Annotated in this window: 16 protein-coding genes; 12 read left to right on the top strand and 4 right to left on the bottom strand. The window is 36.1% G+C overall.

Annotated elements, in window-relative coordinates; translation table 11 throughout:
• Positions 1–519 precede the first annotated feature (519 nt).
• The 6 genes from AC5YC8_RS03695 to AC5YC8_RS03670 all read left to right on the top strand — a co-directional run bounded on the left by AC5YC8_RS03695 (position 520) and on the right by AC5YC8_RS03670 (position 5,671).
• Positions 520–897: an HPF/RaiA family ribosome-associated protein gene (locus tag AC5YC8_RS03695; protein WP_496120446.1), complete on the top strand. Its 378-nt coding sequence runs from the start codon at positions 520–522 to the stop codon at positions 895–897.
• A 148-nt stretch (positions 898–1,045) separates the two neighbouring features.
• The gene (locus AC5YC8_RS03690) at positions 1,046–1,588 is read left to right on the top strand and encodes an ankyrin repeat domain-containing protein (RefSeq protein ID WP_496120448.1); all 543 of its coding nucleotides are present in this window, start codon (positions 1,046–1,048) and stop codon (positions 1,586–1,588) included.
• Between the two features lie 18 nt (positions 1,589–1,606).
• Positions 1,607–2,374 carry a transporter gene (locus tag AC5YC8_RS03685; protein WP_496163579.1) on the top strand — a complete coding sequence of 256 codons (768 nt, stop codon included), beginning with the start codon at positions 1,607–1,609 and terminating at the stop codon, positions 2,372–2,374.
• 66 nt (positions 2,375–2,440) lie between these two features.
• Positions 2,441–4,225: a protein-disulfide reductase DsbD gene (gene dsbD, locus AC5YC8_RS03680; RefSeq protein ID WP_496163649.1), complete on the top strand. Its 1,785-nt coding sequence runs from the start codon at positions 2,441–2,443 to the stop codon at positions 4,223–4,225.
• 2 nt (positions 4,226–4,227) lie between these two features.
• Complete coding sequence (locus AC5YC8_RS03675) at positions 4,228–4,905, top strand: glutathione S-transferase family protein (protein WP_496163577.1); 678 nt, start codon at positions 4,228–4,230, stop codon at positions 4,903–4,905.
• 328 nt (positions 4,906–5,233) lie between these two features.
• Complete coding sequence (locus AC5YC8_RS03670) at positions 5,234–5,671, top strand: DUF2147 domain-containing protein (RefSeq protein WP_496120454.1); 438 nt, start codon at positions 5,234–5,236, stop codon at positions 5,669–5,671.
• Positions 5,672–5,734: 63 nt separating this feature from the next.
• On the opposite strand, the gene AC5YC8_RS03665 is transcribed toward AC5YC8_RS03670, so the two are convergent.
• Together AC5YC8_RS03665 and AC5YC8_RS03660 are read right to left on the bottom strand one after the other, a co-directional pair.
• Positions 5,735–6,082: a Spx/MgsR family RNA polymerase-binding regulatory protein gene (locus tag AC5YC8_RS03665; RefSeq protein ID WP_496120455.1), complete on the bottom strand. Its 348-nt coding sequence runs from the start codon at positions 6,080–6,082 to the stop codon at positions 5,735–5,737.
• Positions 6,083–6,544: 462 nt separating this feature from the next.
• Positions 6,545–7,363, bottom strand: a complete 819-nt coding sequence (locus AC5YC8_RS03660) for an exodeoxyribonuclease III (protein WP_496163576.1) — start codon at positions 7,361–7,363, stop codon at positions 6,545–6,547.
• A gap of 40 nt (positions 7,364–7,403) precedes the next feature.
• On the opposite strand from AC5YC8_RS03660, the gene pyrE reads away from it, so the two are divergent.
• A complete protein-coding gene (gene pyrE, locus AC5YC8_RS03655; RefSeq protein ID WP_496120459.1) occupies positions 7,404–8,054 on the top strand; it encodes an orotate phosphoribosyltransferase in 651 nt (216 codons plus the stop codon).
• A 612-nt stretch (positions 8,055–8,666) separates the two neighbouring features.
• Positions 8,667–11,216 carry an autotransporter outer membrane beta-barrel domain-containing protein gene (locus tag AC5YC8_RS03650; RefSeq protein ID WP_496163575.1) on the top strand — a complete coding sequence of 850 codons (2,550 nt, stop codon included), beginning with the start codon at positions 8,667–8,669 and terminating at the stop codon, positions 11,214–11,216.
• A 92-nt stretch (positions 11,217–11,308) separates the two neighbouring features.
• Here the strand turns inward: AC5YC8_RS03650 and AC5YC8_RS03645 are convergent, their stop codons facing one another.
• Positions 11,309–11,518, bottom strand: a complete 210-nt coding sequence (locus tag AC5YC8_RS03645) for a hypothetical protein (RefSeq protein ID WP_496163573.1) — start codon at positions 11,516–11,518, stop codon at positions 11,309–11,311.
• 99 nt (positions 11,519–11,617) lie between these two features.
• Complete coding sequence (locus AC5YC8_RS03640) at positions 11,618–11,803, bottom strand: DUF3565 domain-containing protein (RefSeq protein WP_496163571.1); 186 nt, start codon at positions 11,801–11,803, stop codon at positions 11,618–11,620.
• A 108-nt stretch (positions 11,804–11,911) separates the two neighbouring features.
• On the opposite strand from AC5YC8_RS03640, the gene gshB reads away from it, so the two are divergent.
• The 4 genes from gshB (at position 11,912) to murC (ending at position 16,843) form a co-directional block, all read left to right on the top strand.
• Positions 11,912–12,856: a glutathione synthase gene (gshB, locus tag AC5YC8_RS03635; RefSeq protein ID WP_496163570.1), complete on the top strand. Its 945-nt coding sequence runs from the start codon at positions 11,912–11,914 to the stop codon at positions 12,854–12,856.
• Positions 12,857–12,877: 21 nt separating this feature from the next.
• The gene (locus tag AC5YC8_RS03630; RefSeq protein ID WP_496163569.1) at positions 12,878–13,990 is read left to right on the top strand and encodes a phytanoyl-CoA dioxygenase family protein; all 1,113 of its coding nucleotides are present in this window, start codon (positions 12,878–12,880) and stop codon (positions 13,988–13,990) included.
• 294 nt (positions 13,991–14,284) lie between these two features.
• Positions 14,285–15,382, top strand: coding sequence for an undecaprenyldiphospho-muramoylpentapeptide beta-N-acetylglucosaminyltransferase (murG, locus tag AC5YC8_RS03625; RefSeq protein ID WP_496119662.1), 1,098 nt, complete (start codon positions 14,285–14,287; stop codon positions 15,380–15,382).
• A gap of 12 nt (positions 15,383–15,394) precedes the next feature.
• Positions 15,395–16,843, top strand: coding sequence for a UDP-N-acetylmuramate--L-alanine ligase (murC, locus tag AC5YC8_RS03620; RefSeq protein ID WP_496163568.1), 1,449 nt, complete (start codon positions 15,395–15,397; stop codon positions 16,841–16,843).
• Positions 16,844–16,893: the final 50 nt, after the last annotated feature.

Genomic DNA, 16,893 nt, shown 5'->3' with positions numbered 1-16,893 from the left:
AAGATGATTGGTAACTGTGAAATAAGAGAATTTATCTTTTGTTATAAAAGTAAAACTGTAAAAGTTTTGATTCCTAAAGAAATATAATGATATAAATATCTAATTGACTAAAAAGAAACAATTTAAAAAAACTATATGATTTTTATCGAATGGTTTAAAAATAACCACTTTGTTGTGGTGTTAAAAAAAATCTCGGTATCTGATGATTTTAGGTCTGTCGAATTCTAATTTCGCCTAAAAAGTCAGTTATTTGTTTATTTAAAAGAAAGCATTGTTATGAAATATTATTCTTTTACTCTTTTTGCAAATATCACTTGCAATATTTCGAGTTAGGCCCGATATTCAAAGGATAAGGACACGGTTCTGCAGACCTCATTAGTGTTCATCATTCAATGTGGAGGATGTATCCAAAATAGATTGAAGATGTTCTCGTATTGCTTAAAGCATTAGGTTATCAACGTGCCAAAATAATAATTTTGTGCAAGAAAAAGATACAAAGAAAGAAGAGGATGGAATTATATGAATATTGAACTACGTACAGACAAAAACATTCAAAATAGTGACAGACTTATTACTTATGTGCGTGAAGAGCTACATCAAGAATTCCAACGTCATAGCGAAAAAATCACACATTTTTCAGTTCATCTAAGTGATGAAAATGGCCCTAAAGGTGGCGAAGCTGATATTAAATGTATGATCGAAGCACGTCCTGCAGGTCTAAAACCAGTGGTTGTGAGCCATAAAGGTCATAATATTGATACTGCAATACATGGTGCAATTGATCGATTAAAACGAAGCCTTGAACACACCTTTGAAAAAAATGAGAAACCGCGTGGTGCTCAACCTGCATTTGTTGATGCTGATGACGGTATCGTTGATGAAAATTTAGATGACTAAAATTTTAAATATTTAGTCTAAAAAAGCCCCATTGGGGCTTTTTTTATGGTCATTTGTAGAATAAAAATAATCTACCTATATTTATTTTCAACAAATGAGTAAATATTCTGCATAATACAGATAAATTAAATGAATGAGAGCTTTCTCTATGTTAACAGCGCAACAACAACTCTTGGTGCAAGCATTAGAAGAATCAAACCTTGCACAAGTGAAAAGCCTTTTAGCAGATGGTCTCGATCCAAACTTTATTGATGGTGAAAAAGGTCCTGCAATTTCTGTATGGTCTGATGGTTTGTTTAAATGGTGGGAAGTGATTTGTGAAGCTCATGAAGCTGGAGCATCTCTTAGCGCAGAACAAAAACAAGCTAACTTAGCTGTACATTTAGAGATTTTAGAAGCACTTATTCAAGCCAAAGTAAATTTACACTTGTGGGATTCAGAAGAAGTGTATGGTCCACTTTGGGATGCAGCTAGTTCTGCTTGTGTGCCTGCTGTAAAGCGTTTATTAGAAGAAAAAGTAAATCCAAATACAAAAGATGAAGAAGGTTTAACAATCTTATCTTCTATTAGCGATTTATTTTTCGATTGTGATTTCGATGAAATTAATTGGTCTGAAGCATTGGACGAAGAAAAACAGACTTTAGAACTTTTACGCTCTTATGGCGCAAAAATGACAAAAGAATTGGTTTAATTACTTGAGATAAAAATTATGTCAGCATTAAAAACTTTAGGGTTTACTTTATTGGCGGGTTTGAGTGCAAATGCAGTTGCTGCTGAATTTTCATTTGACCATGCAGGCTCTGGGATTGGTGTAGGTATTACACCTGTAGGTAAGCTTGCTTGGGAGCAATCTTTACCTAGCTACAGCTATTCTGAAGAACAAACAGAAGAGGGTAAGCTAAAAAAGTCGACCTATAGTGCAGATGTATTATTACGTACAGGTTTGGCTGATGGGCTAGAATTACAATTAGGTTGGGGTGGTCCACAATGGACGCAATCTAAATTAGATAAAACAAAAGAATCTAAACATGGTTTAGGTGACGTTAGTATTGGTTTGAAAAAAGCAATTGATCTAAACGATGACAAAATGTCGATGGCTATTTTAGCACAAGCAGTTATTGCAACAGGTAATGCTGAATTTACCAATGATAAAGATATTTATAGCTTAGGTTCAGTTGTTGCTTATGATTATAACGATCTGCTAACAACATCGATCTCTATGATTTATGAAGTTCAAGACAGTAAGTGGGCTGTAACTGCGGTTCCAACGCTTGAATATCTAATTGCGGGTAACTGGTCAGGTTTTTCTGAGTTGGTTTATCGTAAGCAAGAAGGTAAAGATGTTGAATATAATTTAGGTTCAGGTGTAATTTATGCCATTAGTGAACGTGCCCAAGTCGATGCAATGATTGGCTTAGACTTGAATGGTCAAGATAAAAGTTATCAAGCAGGATTTGGTGTTTCTTACCTATTCTAATTTGAAAAATTTATGATAAAGCATCTTCGAGAAAATAAGTTAAGTTTGAGTATAATTGTAAAGTGGATGTTGAGTGGAATATTTGCACTTCTCTCAACCACTTTGTTTGCACAAACTTCCTTACGTTCGGCAGAAGATGCTTTTTCATTTTCAGTTGAGTCTATAGATGCAAAACAAGCTCAATTAAATTGGGAAATTCCTAAAAATTATTATCTTTATCAGCATAAATTTGAAGTTAAAAATAATTCAAAAACACTTCCATTAAACCTACCTAAAGCTCAATCTTTATATGATGAAAACTATGGGGAAACTCAAGTTTATTATCAACAAGTACACTTTAATATTCCTGTAGAAGCCTCTCAAAAATATCAGGTAACATGGCAGGGTTGTGCCAAAGATCGAATTTGTTATCCACCACAACAAATAGAATTTGAAACAGATATTGATGGTTTGGTTGCACTTAAAAATCAAGCTGCACCCTCAAAAAGCTTTTTAGATTTAGCCGCATCAACACAAAAAAATGAAGCGATAAATGTGCGAACAGACACAAAAATATCTTCGCAAAAAGCTTTAAATGATAATGAATTTGCTAAAGATCAAATGTGGTCGGAAAAGCTTGCAGACAGCTCACTTGTTTATGGGTTGCTACTGTTTTTTGGTTTAGGCGTTTTGTTGGCATTTACGCCTTGTTCTTTACCCATGATTCCTATTTTAACCTCGCTGATTGTTCGAAATAGTAAAGGATTAAAAGCATGGATGATTGCGTTGGTCTTTGTGTGCAGCATGGCAATGGTGTATGCCATTTTAGGATTAATCGCATCATCGGCAGGGTTAAATTTCCAAAGATGGTTACAACAGCCTTCAACGCTGATTGCTTTTAGCTTGTTATTTGTTGTATTTGCCCTGAATTTATTTGGCGCCTTTGAACTGAAATTGCCACAGGCTGTCGTAAATAAGCTTGATCGGGCACAAGCTATGCAACAAGGTGGAAGCCTTGTGGGTGCAATAGTAATGGGTGCTATTTCAGCACTGTTGGTGGGGCCTTGTATGACAGCACCTTTGGCAGGTGCCTTGCTCTTTATTTCTCAAACACAAAGTCAATGGCATGGAGCATTACTGCTCTTTACGCTTGGTTTTGGCATGGGAACTCCGCTTTTAATCGCAAGTATTTTGGGTTCTAAGTTTTTGCCCAAAGTAGGCATGTGGATGAATCAAATCAAAGTTATTTTTGCATTTATTATGCTAGCTTTAGCTTTGTATTTTATACGCCCACTTTTGTCTGAAATGTGGTTTCAATGTTTGAGTTTAATAATAGGTCTTAGCTTTGTTGCTTATGTGCTCTTTCGTATTATGTGGAATAAGACATATTGGAAATGGATTTATATCGCCATTTTAATTTTGACAGTACCTTATGTGGTTTATAGTCAATATCAACAGAGTCAAAGATTTTTTGATACGGATACAAGCGCCTCTTCAACAATTGTTTGGCACGTTGCTCATACTGCTTCAGAGTTTCATCAAATTCTGTCACAAGCACCTAAAAACCAGGGCATTATTATTGATGTGTATGCCGATTGGTGTGTGGCTTGTCAGCCAATTGAACATCGTGTTTTAAAATCACCTCAAGTTCAGCAATCACTGAAAGATTTTTATTTAATAAAGCTTGATTTAAGCCAGTACGATGCAGGTCATCAAGCCTTATTGAATGAGCGAGATATTTTAGGACCTCCAACATATCTATTCTTAAATTCTAAGCAACAAGAAATTCGTAATTTACGTTTAACGGGTGCTTTTTCTGAACAAGAGTTGCTTGGTCAAATTGAAAAATTTAAACATCATTTAGGAGATTAGCCATGATGCAACTTTATATAGCCAACAAGAATTATTCGAGTTGGTCTATGCGTCCGTGGTTAGTACTTAAAGCTTTCAATATTCCGTTTGAAGAAGTGATGATTCCTTTTCCAAAAGAGCGAAATACTGGCACATTCAAGCAAGATGTTTTGGCAGTAAATCCAAATGGAAAAGTACCTGCATTGTTACAAGCTGATGTATTGGTTTGGGACTCTTTAGCTATTTGTGAATATTTAGCTGAGCAATATGCAGAGAAAAATTTATGGCCTTTAGATCTGAAATTACGCTCTAGAGCACGTTGTATCACAGCAGAAATGCATAGTGGTTTTCCTAATATTCGTAACTTATGTGGTATGAATATTCGAGCTAATTTGGCTACAAAAGGTGCTGAACTTTGGCAAGAGTCGGAAGCTTTACAGGCTGATGTTGCACGTATTGAACAGATTTGGTCAGAGCGTCCGAATATCGATGGTTTTTTATGTGGGGAGTTTTCGATAGCAGATGCATTTTATGCACCTATTGTGACTCGCCTAAATACTTATGCTTTACCTGTTAGTGAGAGCACACAAATTTATATGCAAAATGTGTTGAAGCATCCTGCTGTTAAATTATGGATAGAAGGTGCTTTAGCAGAAGAAGCCTGGGTTAATTATTTAGAACCTTATCAATCTCAGTACTAAATTTAGCAAAGAAGGCAAGAGCCTTCTTTTTATACTTAAGTTTTTGATATTGTTGAGATATATAGTTGGTTAAATCTACTTAGGATATGAGTTGAAGTTAAATATGGGGCATTTTGAGGGGTGTTTAGAAAATTGCCCTGTTAATAATTGTTTCTATATTGGAGAAATGTCCATATATAATTTATATTGATTGTTATTTAGGCGCTTTTTGTTAATTTTAATAATATAAATTACAAAGTTACACTAAATGGTCACATTCAAAAATTGCTTTATTTATGTGATTTTTCGATACTTAGACCGAATTTCAACTCATCAGGGATATGAAAAAATGAAAAAAATAGCAATGGTATTAGGTATGTTGAGTCTTGCAGGCTTGGCGCATGCTGCTGACCCGTTAAACGGCACAGTTTGGAAAACAATTGATGATAAGACAAAACAACCAAAAGCGTTGGTAAAGTTTACTGAACATAGTAATGGTACATTGTCTGCGTCTATTCAAAGCATTTTAGTTGCAGGCGAAGAAAATGCTTGTGTGAAATGTGAAGGTAAGTATAAAAATAAATCACTTAAAGGTGTAACAATTGTACAAAATCTTAAAAATGTTGGTGGTGTAAACTATGACAACGGTACGATTTTTGATCCTAAAAATGATAAATCTTATAGCTTAAAGGGCAAACTTGCTGATGGCGGTAAACGACTTGAGCTTCGTGGTTATATCGGTATTGCTGCATTAGGTCGTAACCAAACTTGGATTCGTGCAAACTAATCTAAAGTTATGCCCAAATAAAAAAGCCTGATATCAGTCAGGCTTTTTTTTATCATCTTTGTTTTATTTCAAATTGCGAATTGCAGGTTCATCGAAACCGACTATGTAGCCACTGCCAGTTGCGATAATTGGACGTTTAATCATGCTGGTATGTGTTGTTAATGTTTCAATTAGGTTCGCTTCACTTGCAAGAGCATGTTGCTGCTCTTCTTCCGTTAGTTTTTTCCAAGTTGTCCCTTTTTTATTAAGCACTAAATCTTGTCCAATTTCAGCAAGCCAAGTTTTTACGGTGCCTGCATCGACCCCTTGTTTTTTATAATCGTGAAATTCATAAGTCAAGCCAAGCTCTGTCAATAAATCAAATGCTTTTTTCATTGAATTACAATTTTTAATGCCATAAATTTTAAGCATAACTTCGCCTTAATCTAAATATAAATTTCTTATAGATTAGCTGAAAATAGGGTAAAGCTCTATGTGATTTACGAATTGATATCTTTCATACAACTGACACAAATTTTTCATATTGTTGTCATAAAAATAATTGAAAATATGTCGTATAGAAGCAGAAAATAAAGAAATAAAAACAGAAAAATAAAAAACAGTATTTAGAAAAGAGAAAACCCGCATTGTATCATCCTGATTATGCGGGTCTCATTACAACGTCCAATGTCACATCCTTGAGAACAACATCTGCTGTTCCTACTTCATCCTACGGCTTCCAATCCTTTTGCTGTCATCCTGACAATATCCCTGTGCCGTGCGACTATAATGGACTTTTTGGTGTAGGAGATAAATGCGTTTAGGCGTCATGTTGTGTAGGAAATAGAATATTATTGAGTAAACACTTGTTCACTGAATAATAGGGTATTCAGATTACAGTTTGTAATCGATAATGACAGGAGCATGGTCACTAAACCATTCTTCTTTATATACCCAAGCATTTACAGTACGCTCTTTCCAATCTGGTGAACAAGCTTGGTAGTCGATACGCCAACCTACATTTTTTGCACGTGCTTGACCGCGATTAGACCACCAAGAATAAACCTCAGCTTCTTTACGTACTTCACGGAAAGTATCAACATAACCTAAGTCATCATAAATATGATCGAGCCAAGCACGTTCATGTGGTAAACAACCCGAAGCTTTTTGGTTACCCGACCAATTTTTAATATCAATACGTTTATGTACGATGTTGTAGTCACCACAAACAATGATGGATTTATTTTCATCTCGCCATTGTTTTAGAATTTTTTTGTATTCATCTAAAAAGTGATCTTTACGTGCTTGTGCTTCATCGCCCGAAGAACCCGATGGAAGGTATAAAGAGCAAATATGTGCAGTTTTTTCTAAGCCAAGATCAAATTCGGCAGAAATAAAACGACCTTGCGAATCTGCAAGTTCAAAACCTAAACCATCTATTATAGATACAAAAGGTAGGCGGCTGTATATTGCTGTGCCTGCATAGCCTGATTTTTCCGCAGGGAAAAGGTGGGTGTACCATCCTTCAGGTTTAAATTTGTCTGTCCATTGTTCATGAGTAATACGTGATTCTTGCATGCAAATCACATCGGCATCGGATGTTGCCATCCAATTGAAAATGCCTTTTTTCTCAGCCGCACGTAATCCGTTTACGTTTATTGACACTACTCGTAAAATTTTTTGATCACTTGGATAGCTACTCTTTGGTATCATGCGCAAGTCTTACCTTTCTTTATGAATTTTGGAGCACCTCATGACATCGCCAGCTCAGTTTAACCCTCAAGCTTTTATCGAACTTGCATTATCACGTGGTGTGCTTAAATTTGGTGAGTTTACTTTAAAATCGGGTCGTGTGAGTCCTTATTTTTTCAATGCAGGTTTACTCAATGACGGTGAAGCTTTAACTGTATTGGCTTCTGGCTATGCAGATAAATTAACACAATGTGAAAATGTTGATGTAATTTTTGGCCCAGCTTATAAGGGTATTCCATTTGTTGCTGCAACTGCTGTGGCTTTGTCGCAAAATCATGGTGTAAGTGTGCCATGGGGTTTTAACCGTAAAGAAGCGAAAGATCACGGTGAAGGTGGTGTTTTGGTAGGTGCTTCTGTTGAAGGTAAAAAAGTTTGGATTATTGATGATGTAATTACTGCAGGTACGGCTATTCGTGAAGTAGTAACAATTTTGAAAAATGCAGGCGCGCAAATTGCGGGGGTTTTGGTTGCGCTTGACCGTCAAGAAAAAGGTCAGGGTGATTTGTCTGCAATTCAGGAAGTTCAAAAAGAATTAGAAATTCCTGTTCATGCATTAATTACCATGAAAGATTTGATGGATTATTTAGACGCGAAAGGTGAGAAAGAGGCTTTAGCGAAAATGGAAGATTACCGCGTTAAGTATGGTATCTAAGATTTTTAGAGATGTAAAAAAGGAAGCTAATGCTTCCTTTTTTATTTAATTAAGCTTCATTATTTTGTGGAATAGAGTGTGTAAATTTAACGTGACATAAGAAGTTTTGACTTTACGCAAGATGGGTGTTTAAAAAATTAAATATTCAAAATTAAAAGTAAATATAAAGTTTTTCTTACATAAACTATACATGGTTGTTTTTTGGTTAAAAAGAAGCTGTTTATGTAACACAATTATTATAAAGAATGCCTAAAACGCTTAGTGATTATGCGTTAGTTACTTAAGTTTTTGGTTGTTTTTTGAGCGAAAAATATTGTAAATCTATTGTGAAATGATTGTGATTTTTTTGTAAGTTTCGCGTAAATCAATAATAAATATATAGTAATTTTATTAAACACAAAATAACTCAAAGAGTGAAATTGTTAATCTAAATTAATAAATTAACTGGATGGCAATAGTTCTTCTGTTTTTTAAATCAATAACAATAGTTGACTTAGAAAAACATGATTAAAACTAAAATTATGCTGAGGATAAAGTATGAAAATTACAGATCCACCAAAAAATATATTGCTTTACTCAATGAACAAACTAATAACTCCTATGCGATTTTGTATGAGTTTTAGTTTGATGAGTTCAGCATTTGCAACATGCCCTGCTTTTGATACACCAAATATGAATATTAATTTGTCGATTGCTGAATCATGTAATGCAGATGGTGATCGTTATGGAACAATTGATGTAACCGTAAATGGAGCTATATTAAATGCTACAAATGCGAATTTAACATTGACCACAGCAAATCCTGATCATGTAATGCGTGCATATAAAGGTGGAGTAATTAATATTGCAGGTAATTTACTTGTGGAGTCTAATGGAACTACCAAAAATATTTCAGCTGTGGCTGCAAATGGAGGCTCTATTGTTAGATTAAATGGTAGTTCTAATAGTATTTATCATAACGGTAGTAATATAGAGGGTGCTGGTTTAGTAATTGAAATATTTAGTGGGGTGGGTACTGGGAAGTCGTATATTTATGCTACAGGTAAAACAAAAATTATTACTAAAGGAGCTCCAGGGATATTAGCGCGTTCAGGAGGCGGGATTGAAGTACAAGATATCAAAATTACCATTGGTGATAATGGTAATAGGGGTAATAACGGTGTATATGTTCTTGATAAAGATAGTTATGTTCAATATAAAAATGCTTATATTACATCAAGTGGTATAGGCTTACGTGCTATAAATGGCGGGCAAATTTTTTCTAACTCTACTGATAATGCAAGCTTTGATTTTGTAAAAATAATGAGTAGTTTGCCTGACCCAAATATTTACGAGATTGAAAAAATAAAAGTTATTGGATACACGTTATCTCCTGAATCACCAAACAGTGTAGAAATCACAGTTTTGAAAGATGCTGCAGATAAAACAAAACTTGTGACAGGTAATATTCTATTTGAAGAAGTTTCTATTCTTACCAAAAACACTGAAATAACAACATTAAATAATGCTGCTCATGCACTTTTATCTACTGGAAGTAATAGTTTAATTTCATTAGATGGAAGTTTAAGAACTACGACATTTGGAGATAATACCTCTGGTTTATATGCAGAAAATGGTGGGAATATTCATATAGGGGGTACAACGAATCAAGTTCTTCAAGGGGTGAATTCAACGGGATTAACTGCGACTGGAGCTAATTCAAAAATTACCTTGTTGGGCAATGTCACCTCTATAGGCAGTGCGGTAGCTATAAATAATAATAACGCCACAGTTAATTTATTTGGTTTAACCAATACGTTTGATGGTGAGATTAAAAATAATAACAACGGTTTAATTAGTTTAAGTAATGGAGTGCTTGGTGGCAGTTTATCTATTACTGGTGGATATTCTGGCACTAAAGGTATTCTGAAGATAGATACTAAACTAGCTTCTGATAGTTCTCTTACAGACTTTATTACTATTGATGGTAATGCAACAGGCTCTACAGAACTTCAGGTTAATAATGTTGGAGGAGCCGGGGCTAGAACCTACAAGGGCATACATGTTATTGAAACAAAAACGTCAACAACAGATGCTTTTTTTATTGCAAATGGTGGGTATGTTACAGCAGGTGCTTATGACTACGGTTTATTTCGAGAAACTGAAGGTGCTTCAGATAATTGGTATTTGAAAAGCCATCGAAATGATGGGGGTATTGATACAGATGATCCTGTTTACACCCCTGATGTTGGTGAATACTTAGCAACAGAGACCATGGGGAATACCCTTTTTACATCTCGTTTAGAAGATAGAGACGGTGCAAGCCAATATCAAAACCTAGGTAATAATAAAGATTTAGGGAAGGTTTGGATTCGCGCCTCTGGTGGGCACAACCAATTCAAAACGATGGAGAGTCAATTAAAAACAACGGGGAATAGCTTTGTCACTCAAATCGGTACAGGCCTAGTTACTCTAGGTGAAGAAGATCAATATAACTTAGGTGCTATGACTGGTTTTGCTTATTATGATGGTAAAACACGTTCAAGTGTCACTGACCGTGAATCAAAAACAAAAATCGATGGTTATAGCTTGGGTCTATACGGTACTTGGTATGCTCACCCAGTTGAAAAACGTGGTGCTTATATTGATTCATGGGTACTTTGGAATAAATTCAATAATAAAATCGATACACCAGACCAAAACCAATATAAATACAATTCATCTGGTGTAACAGCATCCATTGAGGTGGGTGGTGATTATCTCATTAATAAAAATGGGAAGAAAAATTGGTGGGTACAACCCCAAAGCCAAGTGATTTATCAAGGTGTACACGCTCATAATTTCAAAGATGCGCAAGGTGTTGATGTTTATCATGGGAAAGATAATGTACAAGCACGTATGGGTGTTAAAACCTATTTAAATATTCCAACCAATGGAAATAAATTAACAAGCTACCGTCCATATATTGCTTTGAACTATATTCACAATACTAATCCTTACTCTGTGGTAATTGATGGTATTCGTTATGAAAACGAAGGATCGGCAAATTTAGGTGAGCTTAAACTTGGTGTTGAAGGTAATTTAACTAAAAACAGTCAAGTTTGGTTAAATGCCTCGTATGCTACAGGTAGTCATAATAATGAATCTTATCAAGGTAATATAGGATGGAAATACAATTTCTAAGCAAGATATCGAATAAAAAAATAGGATCTCACATGAGGTCTTTTTTTTTATGGATTTACCATACCCCCCCCTTATGCAAAACCTAATTTCATCTACTGATACAACTTATAAAATCGATACTCGGGAAAAATTAATCCAATTATAAAAAGAATGGTAAATCCTATCCAAGTAAATAAAGCCATTGCACGTAATTGTTCTGTATTCCAGTCTTCAGGGTTACCATTAAAGAAAAAAATACTTTTCCATCCCTTAATTGCATCTGCGCCACCCCATGAAAGAATCCATTTACAAGTTAAGCTCATGAAAATATATAAACAAATCCAAACAGGTGTAGACATAATTTTTAAATTTTGATTTCTTATAAGTGGATAAAATATAACATTATTATTTTAATTGTTAAATTAATCATCGCATAATTTACATTCCAACATTACGCCTAATTTCTCCTGCCGTCCTTGTTTTGTTAACACCCAAGGGCGGTTTTGCCATGGTGGCGTATGACGTACGTGCTGATTATGCCCACAAGCAAGCTTTGCAATCCAATGTTGCTCATTATCTAAATAAAAACCAATAATTGCTTGTGGCATCAAAACATCCTCAACATAAAAGAATAAAAAGGATTACGGAAATTCAGAAAAAGAAATTAAGAATCTCCGTTATACTCTGAAGCAGATCATTTTTAAAAGAGCAGAAATATGCGCGTACTTGTTGTGATGGATCCCATCGAAAATGTAAACCTAAAAAAAGACTCATCTATGGCAATGCTTTGGGCAGCAGCTCGACGTGGTCATGAACTAGGTTATGCATTACAACAAGATTTATATATTGATCAAGGTAAAGCATTTGGTCTTATTTCGCCTTTAAAAGTATTTGAAGATTACAACCATTACTATGAGCTTGGTGAAAAACAAAAAGAATCTATCGCTGCGTACGATGTTGTACTTATGCGTAAAGATCCACCGTTCGACATGAACTTTGTGTATACCACATATATTTTAGAACAAGCAGAACGTGAAGGCGCTTGGATTATTAACAAACCACAAAGCCTACGTGACTGTAACGAAAAACTGTTTGCTACACAGTTCCCAGAACTTCAAGTTCCAACACTTGTAACGTCACAGCAAAGTTTAATTCGCGAATTTATTGCAGAACATAAAGATGTGATTGTAAAACCACTTGATGGTATGGGTGGAACAGGTATTTTCCGTTTAACCATAGATGGTGCAAATACAGGTTCTACACTAGAAATTCTAACAGAAATGGGTCAACAACCTATTATGGCGCAGCGTTATATCCCTGAAATTGTAGATGGTGATAAACGCATTCTTATGGTGAATGGTGAGCCTGTACCTTACTGTTTAGCGCGTATTCCACAAAATGGTGAAACACGTGGTAACTTGGCAGCAGGCGGTCGTGGTGAAGCGCGTCCACTCACTGAAAATGACAAAGCAATTGCGGCAAAAGTCGGTCCATTCTTAAAAGAAAAAGGTTTGGTATTTGTTGGTTTAGATGTGATTGGTAACTATGTGACAGAAATTAATGTGACAAGTCCAACCTGTATTCGTGAAATTGACGCGACATTTGGCACATCAATTGCCGATGATTTGTTTGATGTTTTAGAAGCTGGTTTAGCCAAGTAACTTAAAAATTGAGAGCATGTCGTGTTATCTGCACTTAAAAAAGTATGGACATATCCCAACAAGAAAACAGTCCTACAAGAATTAAAAAAAATAGCAAAAGCAAATCCGAAAAAGTTTGTGGTAGATGCCACAACACTTTTCGGCTTTGCAAAAAGCTTTGAGTCACATTCAATTATTGGCAATAAAACATTCAATGAATTGGGGTTGCATCGTTTTCGGGTGGAACAAGCATCTAAACTTGCTCAAAAAAGACGACAAAAACTTGCAAAATCACTTACCCAAGACGAGGTAGAGCAGTTTCAAAAAAATGGTTTTATTTTAAAAGAAAACTTTTTACCTGAAGGTGACTTCGCTCGACTGTCCCAAGAATTATTAGAAACACCTCTAGAGACACGTGAAACTTTACAAGGAGACACGGTAACTCGAAGAATGGCTTTAGATGGCGATGCCTTAAAACAATTACCTACAACAGAAAAATTATTGAATGATTTACGTTGGCAGGCACTTTTGAATTATGTAGCAAGTTCTAAAGTTCAGCCCATGTATTATGTGCAAGTTATTTTGTCACAGGTTAGAAAATCGCGCCCCGACCCGCAAACAAGCTTACATAGCGATACTTTTCATTCAAGTGTAAAAGCATGGTTATTTTTAACCGATGTTACAGAAGATGAAGGACCTTTTGTTTATGTGCCAGGTTCGCATGCTGTCAATGAAAAAAGACTCGCTTGGGAACATTTGCAATCTATTCAAATGAATGAAAAATCGAATGCACTTAGCCGTAGAGGGTCTTTACGAATTCACCCAAGTGAATTGGAAAATTTGGGATATGGGCAACCACAAACTTTCGCGGTAAAGAAAAATACTTTGGTTGTTGCAGATACTTATGGCTTTCATGCACGAGGAGCAAGTGTTCGACCATCAACACGTATTGAATTGTGGGGATATGGTCGTCGTAGTCCATTCTTGCCTTGGGTTGGTTTAAATGTATTTTCTATTCCATTTGTTAAGCAGCATTTAATTCCATGGTATTGGACAGGTTTAGATTATTTGGAGCAAAAATACCAACGGAAAAACCCGTGGCGAAAAGTCGGGAAATTGAAAGCTACAACTCCTGCTGTAATGACAAGCAAATAAATTTAATTTAACCAAAAAGTACAAAAGAGCAAATAAAATTATTTTTATTCTGCTATTAAAAATAAGGTGAGGGGAGTGCATATTTTTACAAAAAAGGTGATCAATTCTCTAAAAATAAGAGAATTTGTATAGATTCATAATAAATCTAGTTTAAACTTCAATAACTGTAGAAAAAAACGATAAAATGCTGAGTGAAAAAAAGTAAATTAACTTTCACGTACTATGCGTTTGTGATTACAATTGATAGCTTATAACGAATTTTCATTAGCCCTTATTAAGTTGAAGAATTAGACCGTGACCAACGCACAGAAAAAACAGCCTAAACATGTCATGATGATGGCAGCAGGTACGGGTGGACATGTTTTCCCTGCACTAGCCGTTGCGAAAGAGCTTCAGCAGCAAGGTGTTGAAGTGTCTTGGTTGGCAACACCGTCAGGGATGGAAAATCGACTATTAAAAAATCAAAATATTCCCATTTATCAAATTGATATTCAGGGTGTTCGTGGTAATGGTTTGCTACGAAAGTTAGCCGCCCCTTTTAAAATTTTAAAAGCAACATTAAGCGCTATGCGTTATATGAAACAGCTGAATGTAGACGCTGTAGCTGGTTTTGGGGGGTATGTTGCAGGGCCTGGTGGTTTGGCTGCACGTGCTTTAGGTATTCCTGTCATTATTCATGAGCAAAATGCGGTAGCGGGTTTTACTAATACGCAATTATCTCGTGTAGCGAAAACTGTTTGTCAGGCATTTCCAAATACATTTCCTGAAACTCATAAAATTAAGACAACAGGTAATCCTGTTCGTAAAGAAATCACCGAAATTTTAAATCCGAGTTGGCGTTATCAAGAGCGTGAAAAAGCGGGCGAGCCATTACGTATATTAATTGTGGGTGGTTCACTTGGTGCACAAGCTTTGAATGAGCGCGTACCTGCTGCTTTAAAGCAGCTAGATGTTCCTTTGAGTGTGTTCCATCAATGTGGTCAAAACCAAGTGGAAAAAACACAAGAAGGTTATATAGGTAAGTCAGATCAATTGCATGTTGAAGTTCAGCCTTTCATTGAAGATATGGCAAAAGCTTATAGCGATGCAGATTTAATTATTTGCCGTGCAGGTGCTTTAACGGTAACTGAAATTGCAACAGCAGGTGTGGCTGCAGTCTTTGTTCCATTACCATCTGCGGTAGATGATCACCAAACAGCGAATGCAAAGTTTCTTGCAAATAGCGGTGCGGCAAAAATTTGCCCACAAGCAACGCTTACACCAGATAGTTTAAAAGATATTTTAGCTCCGTTGATGAATCGCCAATTGTTGTCTGAAATGGCATCAAAAGCACGTCAGCAAGCTCAACCAGATGCAACCCAACAAGTGGTTCGTTTAATTCAAGAATTGTAATCCGAGAAAAATATGTCCCTAACTACACCAGCTGATCAAGCTAAAAAGTTAATTAAAGTGCCTGAAATGCGCCGTATTAAACACATTCATTTTGTGGGTATTGGTGGTGCAGGGATGTGCGGTATAGCCGAAGTTTTAAAGAACCAAGGCTATAAAGTATCGGGTTCAGATATTAAAGCATCTAAAACGACTGCTCAGCTTGAAGAAAATGGTATTAAAGTTTTCATTGGTCACGCAGCTGAAAATATTGAAGGTGCGAACGTTATTGTAGTTTCAACTGCAATTGATCAGGAAAACCCTGAAATTAAAACAGCAATTGAAGGTCGTATTCCAGTTGTTCGCCGTGCAGAAATGCTTGGTGAGCTGATGCGTTACCGTCATGGTATTGCTGTTGCAGGTACACATGGTAAAACAACAACCACAAGTTTAGTAACGTGTATGTTGGCTGAAGAAAACCTTGATCCAACGTATGTGATTGGTGGTTTGCTTAACCGTACAGGTGTAAATGCTGCATTGGGTGCGAGTCGTTATATCGTTGCTGAAGCGGATGAGTCAGATGCATCGTTCTTGCATTTACAGCCAATGGCAACCATTGTCACGAATATTGATGCTGATCACATGGACACTTACGGTGGTAGCTTCGATGTACTGAAAGATACATTTATTCAATTTTTACAAAAGCTTCCATTCTACGGTTTAGCTGTTGTATGTGGTGATGATGCGAATATTCGTGAAATTATGCCACGCATTGGACGTCCGTTATTAACGTATGGTTTCAATGAAGACAATGATATTCGTGCGGTAGATGTTGAACAAGATGGTATGCGCTCTCACTTTACCGTTTTGCGTAAAGACCGTGAGCCACTACGTGTAACAATTAATATGCCAGGTGCGCACAATATTCTAAATTCATTGGCGGCAATTGGTATTGCAACAGATGAAGGTGTTTCTGATGGTGCGATTTGCCGTGCATTAGAAGGCTTTAGTGGTGTTGGGCGTCGTTTCCAAGTTCAAGGTGAGTTTGAGCTAGATGGTGGCAACGTGAAATTAGTAGATGACTATGGTCATCATCCTAAAGAAGTTGAAGCAACGATTAAAGCAGCACGTGCAAGTCATCCAGATCGTCGTTTAGTGATGATGTTCCAACCACATCGTTTTAGCCGTACGCGCGATTGTTTTGATGATTTTGTAGATGTTCTTTCACAAGTAGATCAACTTCTATTGCTTGAAGTGTATTCGGCAGGTGAAAAGCCAATTGTAGGGGCAGATAGTCGTTCATTGGCACGTAGTATTCGTTTACGTGGTGAAGTTGAACCAACGTTAATTGACCCTGTAGAAGGGAATATTCAAAATGTGATGAAAAATGTACTCAAAGCAGGCGACTTGTTATTGACGCAAGGTGCAGGTAATGTTGGTGCAATTTCAATCGAACTTGTACAAAATAACTTATATTTAAAATAATCTCGGATTGAGATTTAAATTTGGTTAAGTGATTTATAAAGTTTAAGGAT

It is taken from the genome of Acinetobacter sp. FY731 (assembly GCF_059515905.1).
This window is presented reverse-complemented; position numbering and strand designations above follow the sequence as displayed.

Coding starts and splice junctions, on each gene's coding strand:
- AC5YC8_RS03695 (WP_496120446.1), top strand. CDS start 520: ATGAATATTGAACTACGTACAGACAAAAACATTCAAAATAGTGACAGA.
- gshB (WP_496163570.1), top strand. CDS start 11,912: ATGCGCGTACTTGTTGTGATGGATCCCATCGAAAATGTAAACCTAAAA.
- AC5YC8_RS03640 (WP_496163571.1), bottom strand. CDS start 11,803: ATGCCACAAGCAATTATTGGTTTTTATTTAGATAATGAGCAACATTGG.
- AC5YC8_RS03670 (WP_496120454.1), top strand. CDS start 5,234: ATGAAAAAAATAGCAATGGTATTAGGTATGTTGAGTCTTGCAGGCTTG.
- murC (WP_496163568.1), top strand. CDS start 15,395: ATGTCCCTAACTACACCAGCTGATCAAGCTAAAAAGTTAATTAAAGTG.
- AC5YC8_RS03675 (WP_496163577.1), top strand. CDS start 4,228: ATGATGCAACTTTATATAGCCAACAAGAATTATTCGAGTTGGTCTATG.
- AC5YC8_RS03645 (WP_496163573.1), bottom strand. CDS start 11,518: ATGAGCTTAACTTGTAAATGGATTCTTTCATGGGGTGGCGCAGATGCA.
- pyrE (WP_496120459.1), top strand. CDS start 7,404: ATGACATCGCCAGCTCAGTTTAACCCTCAAGCTTTTATCGAACTTGCA.
- AC5YC8_RS03690 (WP_496120448.1), top strand. CDS start 1,046: ATGTTAACAGCGCAACAACAACTCTTGGTGCAAGCATTAGAAGAATCA.
- AC5YC8_RS03685 (WP_496163579.1), top strand. CDS start 1,607: ATGTCAGCATTAAAAACTTTAGGGTTTACTTTATTGGCGGGTTTGAGT.
- dsbD (WP_496163649.1), top strand. CDS start 2,441: ATGTTGAGTGGAATATTTGCACTTCTCTCAACCACTTTGTTTGCACAA.
- AC5YC8_RS03660 (WP_496163576.1), bottom strand. CDS start 7,363: ATGATACCAAAGAGTAGCTATCCAAGTGATCAAAAAATTTTACGAGTA.
- AC5YC8_RS03665 (WP_496120455.1), bottom strand. CDS start 6,082: ATGCTTAAAATTTATGGCATTAAAAATTGTAATTCAATGAAAAAAGCA.
- AC5YC8_RS03650 (WP_496163575.1), top strand. CDS start 8,667: ATGAGTTTTAGTTTGATGAGTTCAGCATTTGCAACATGCCCTGCTTTT.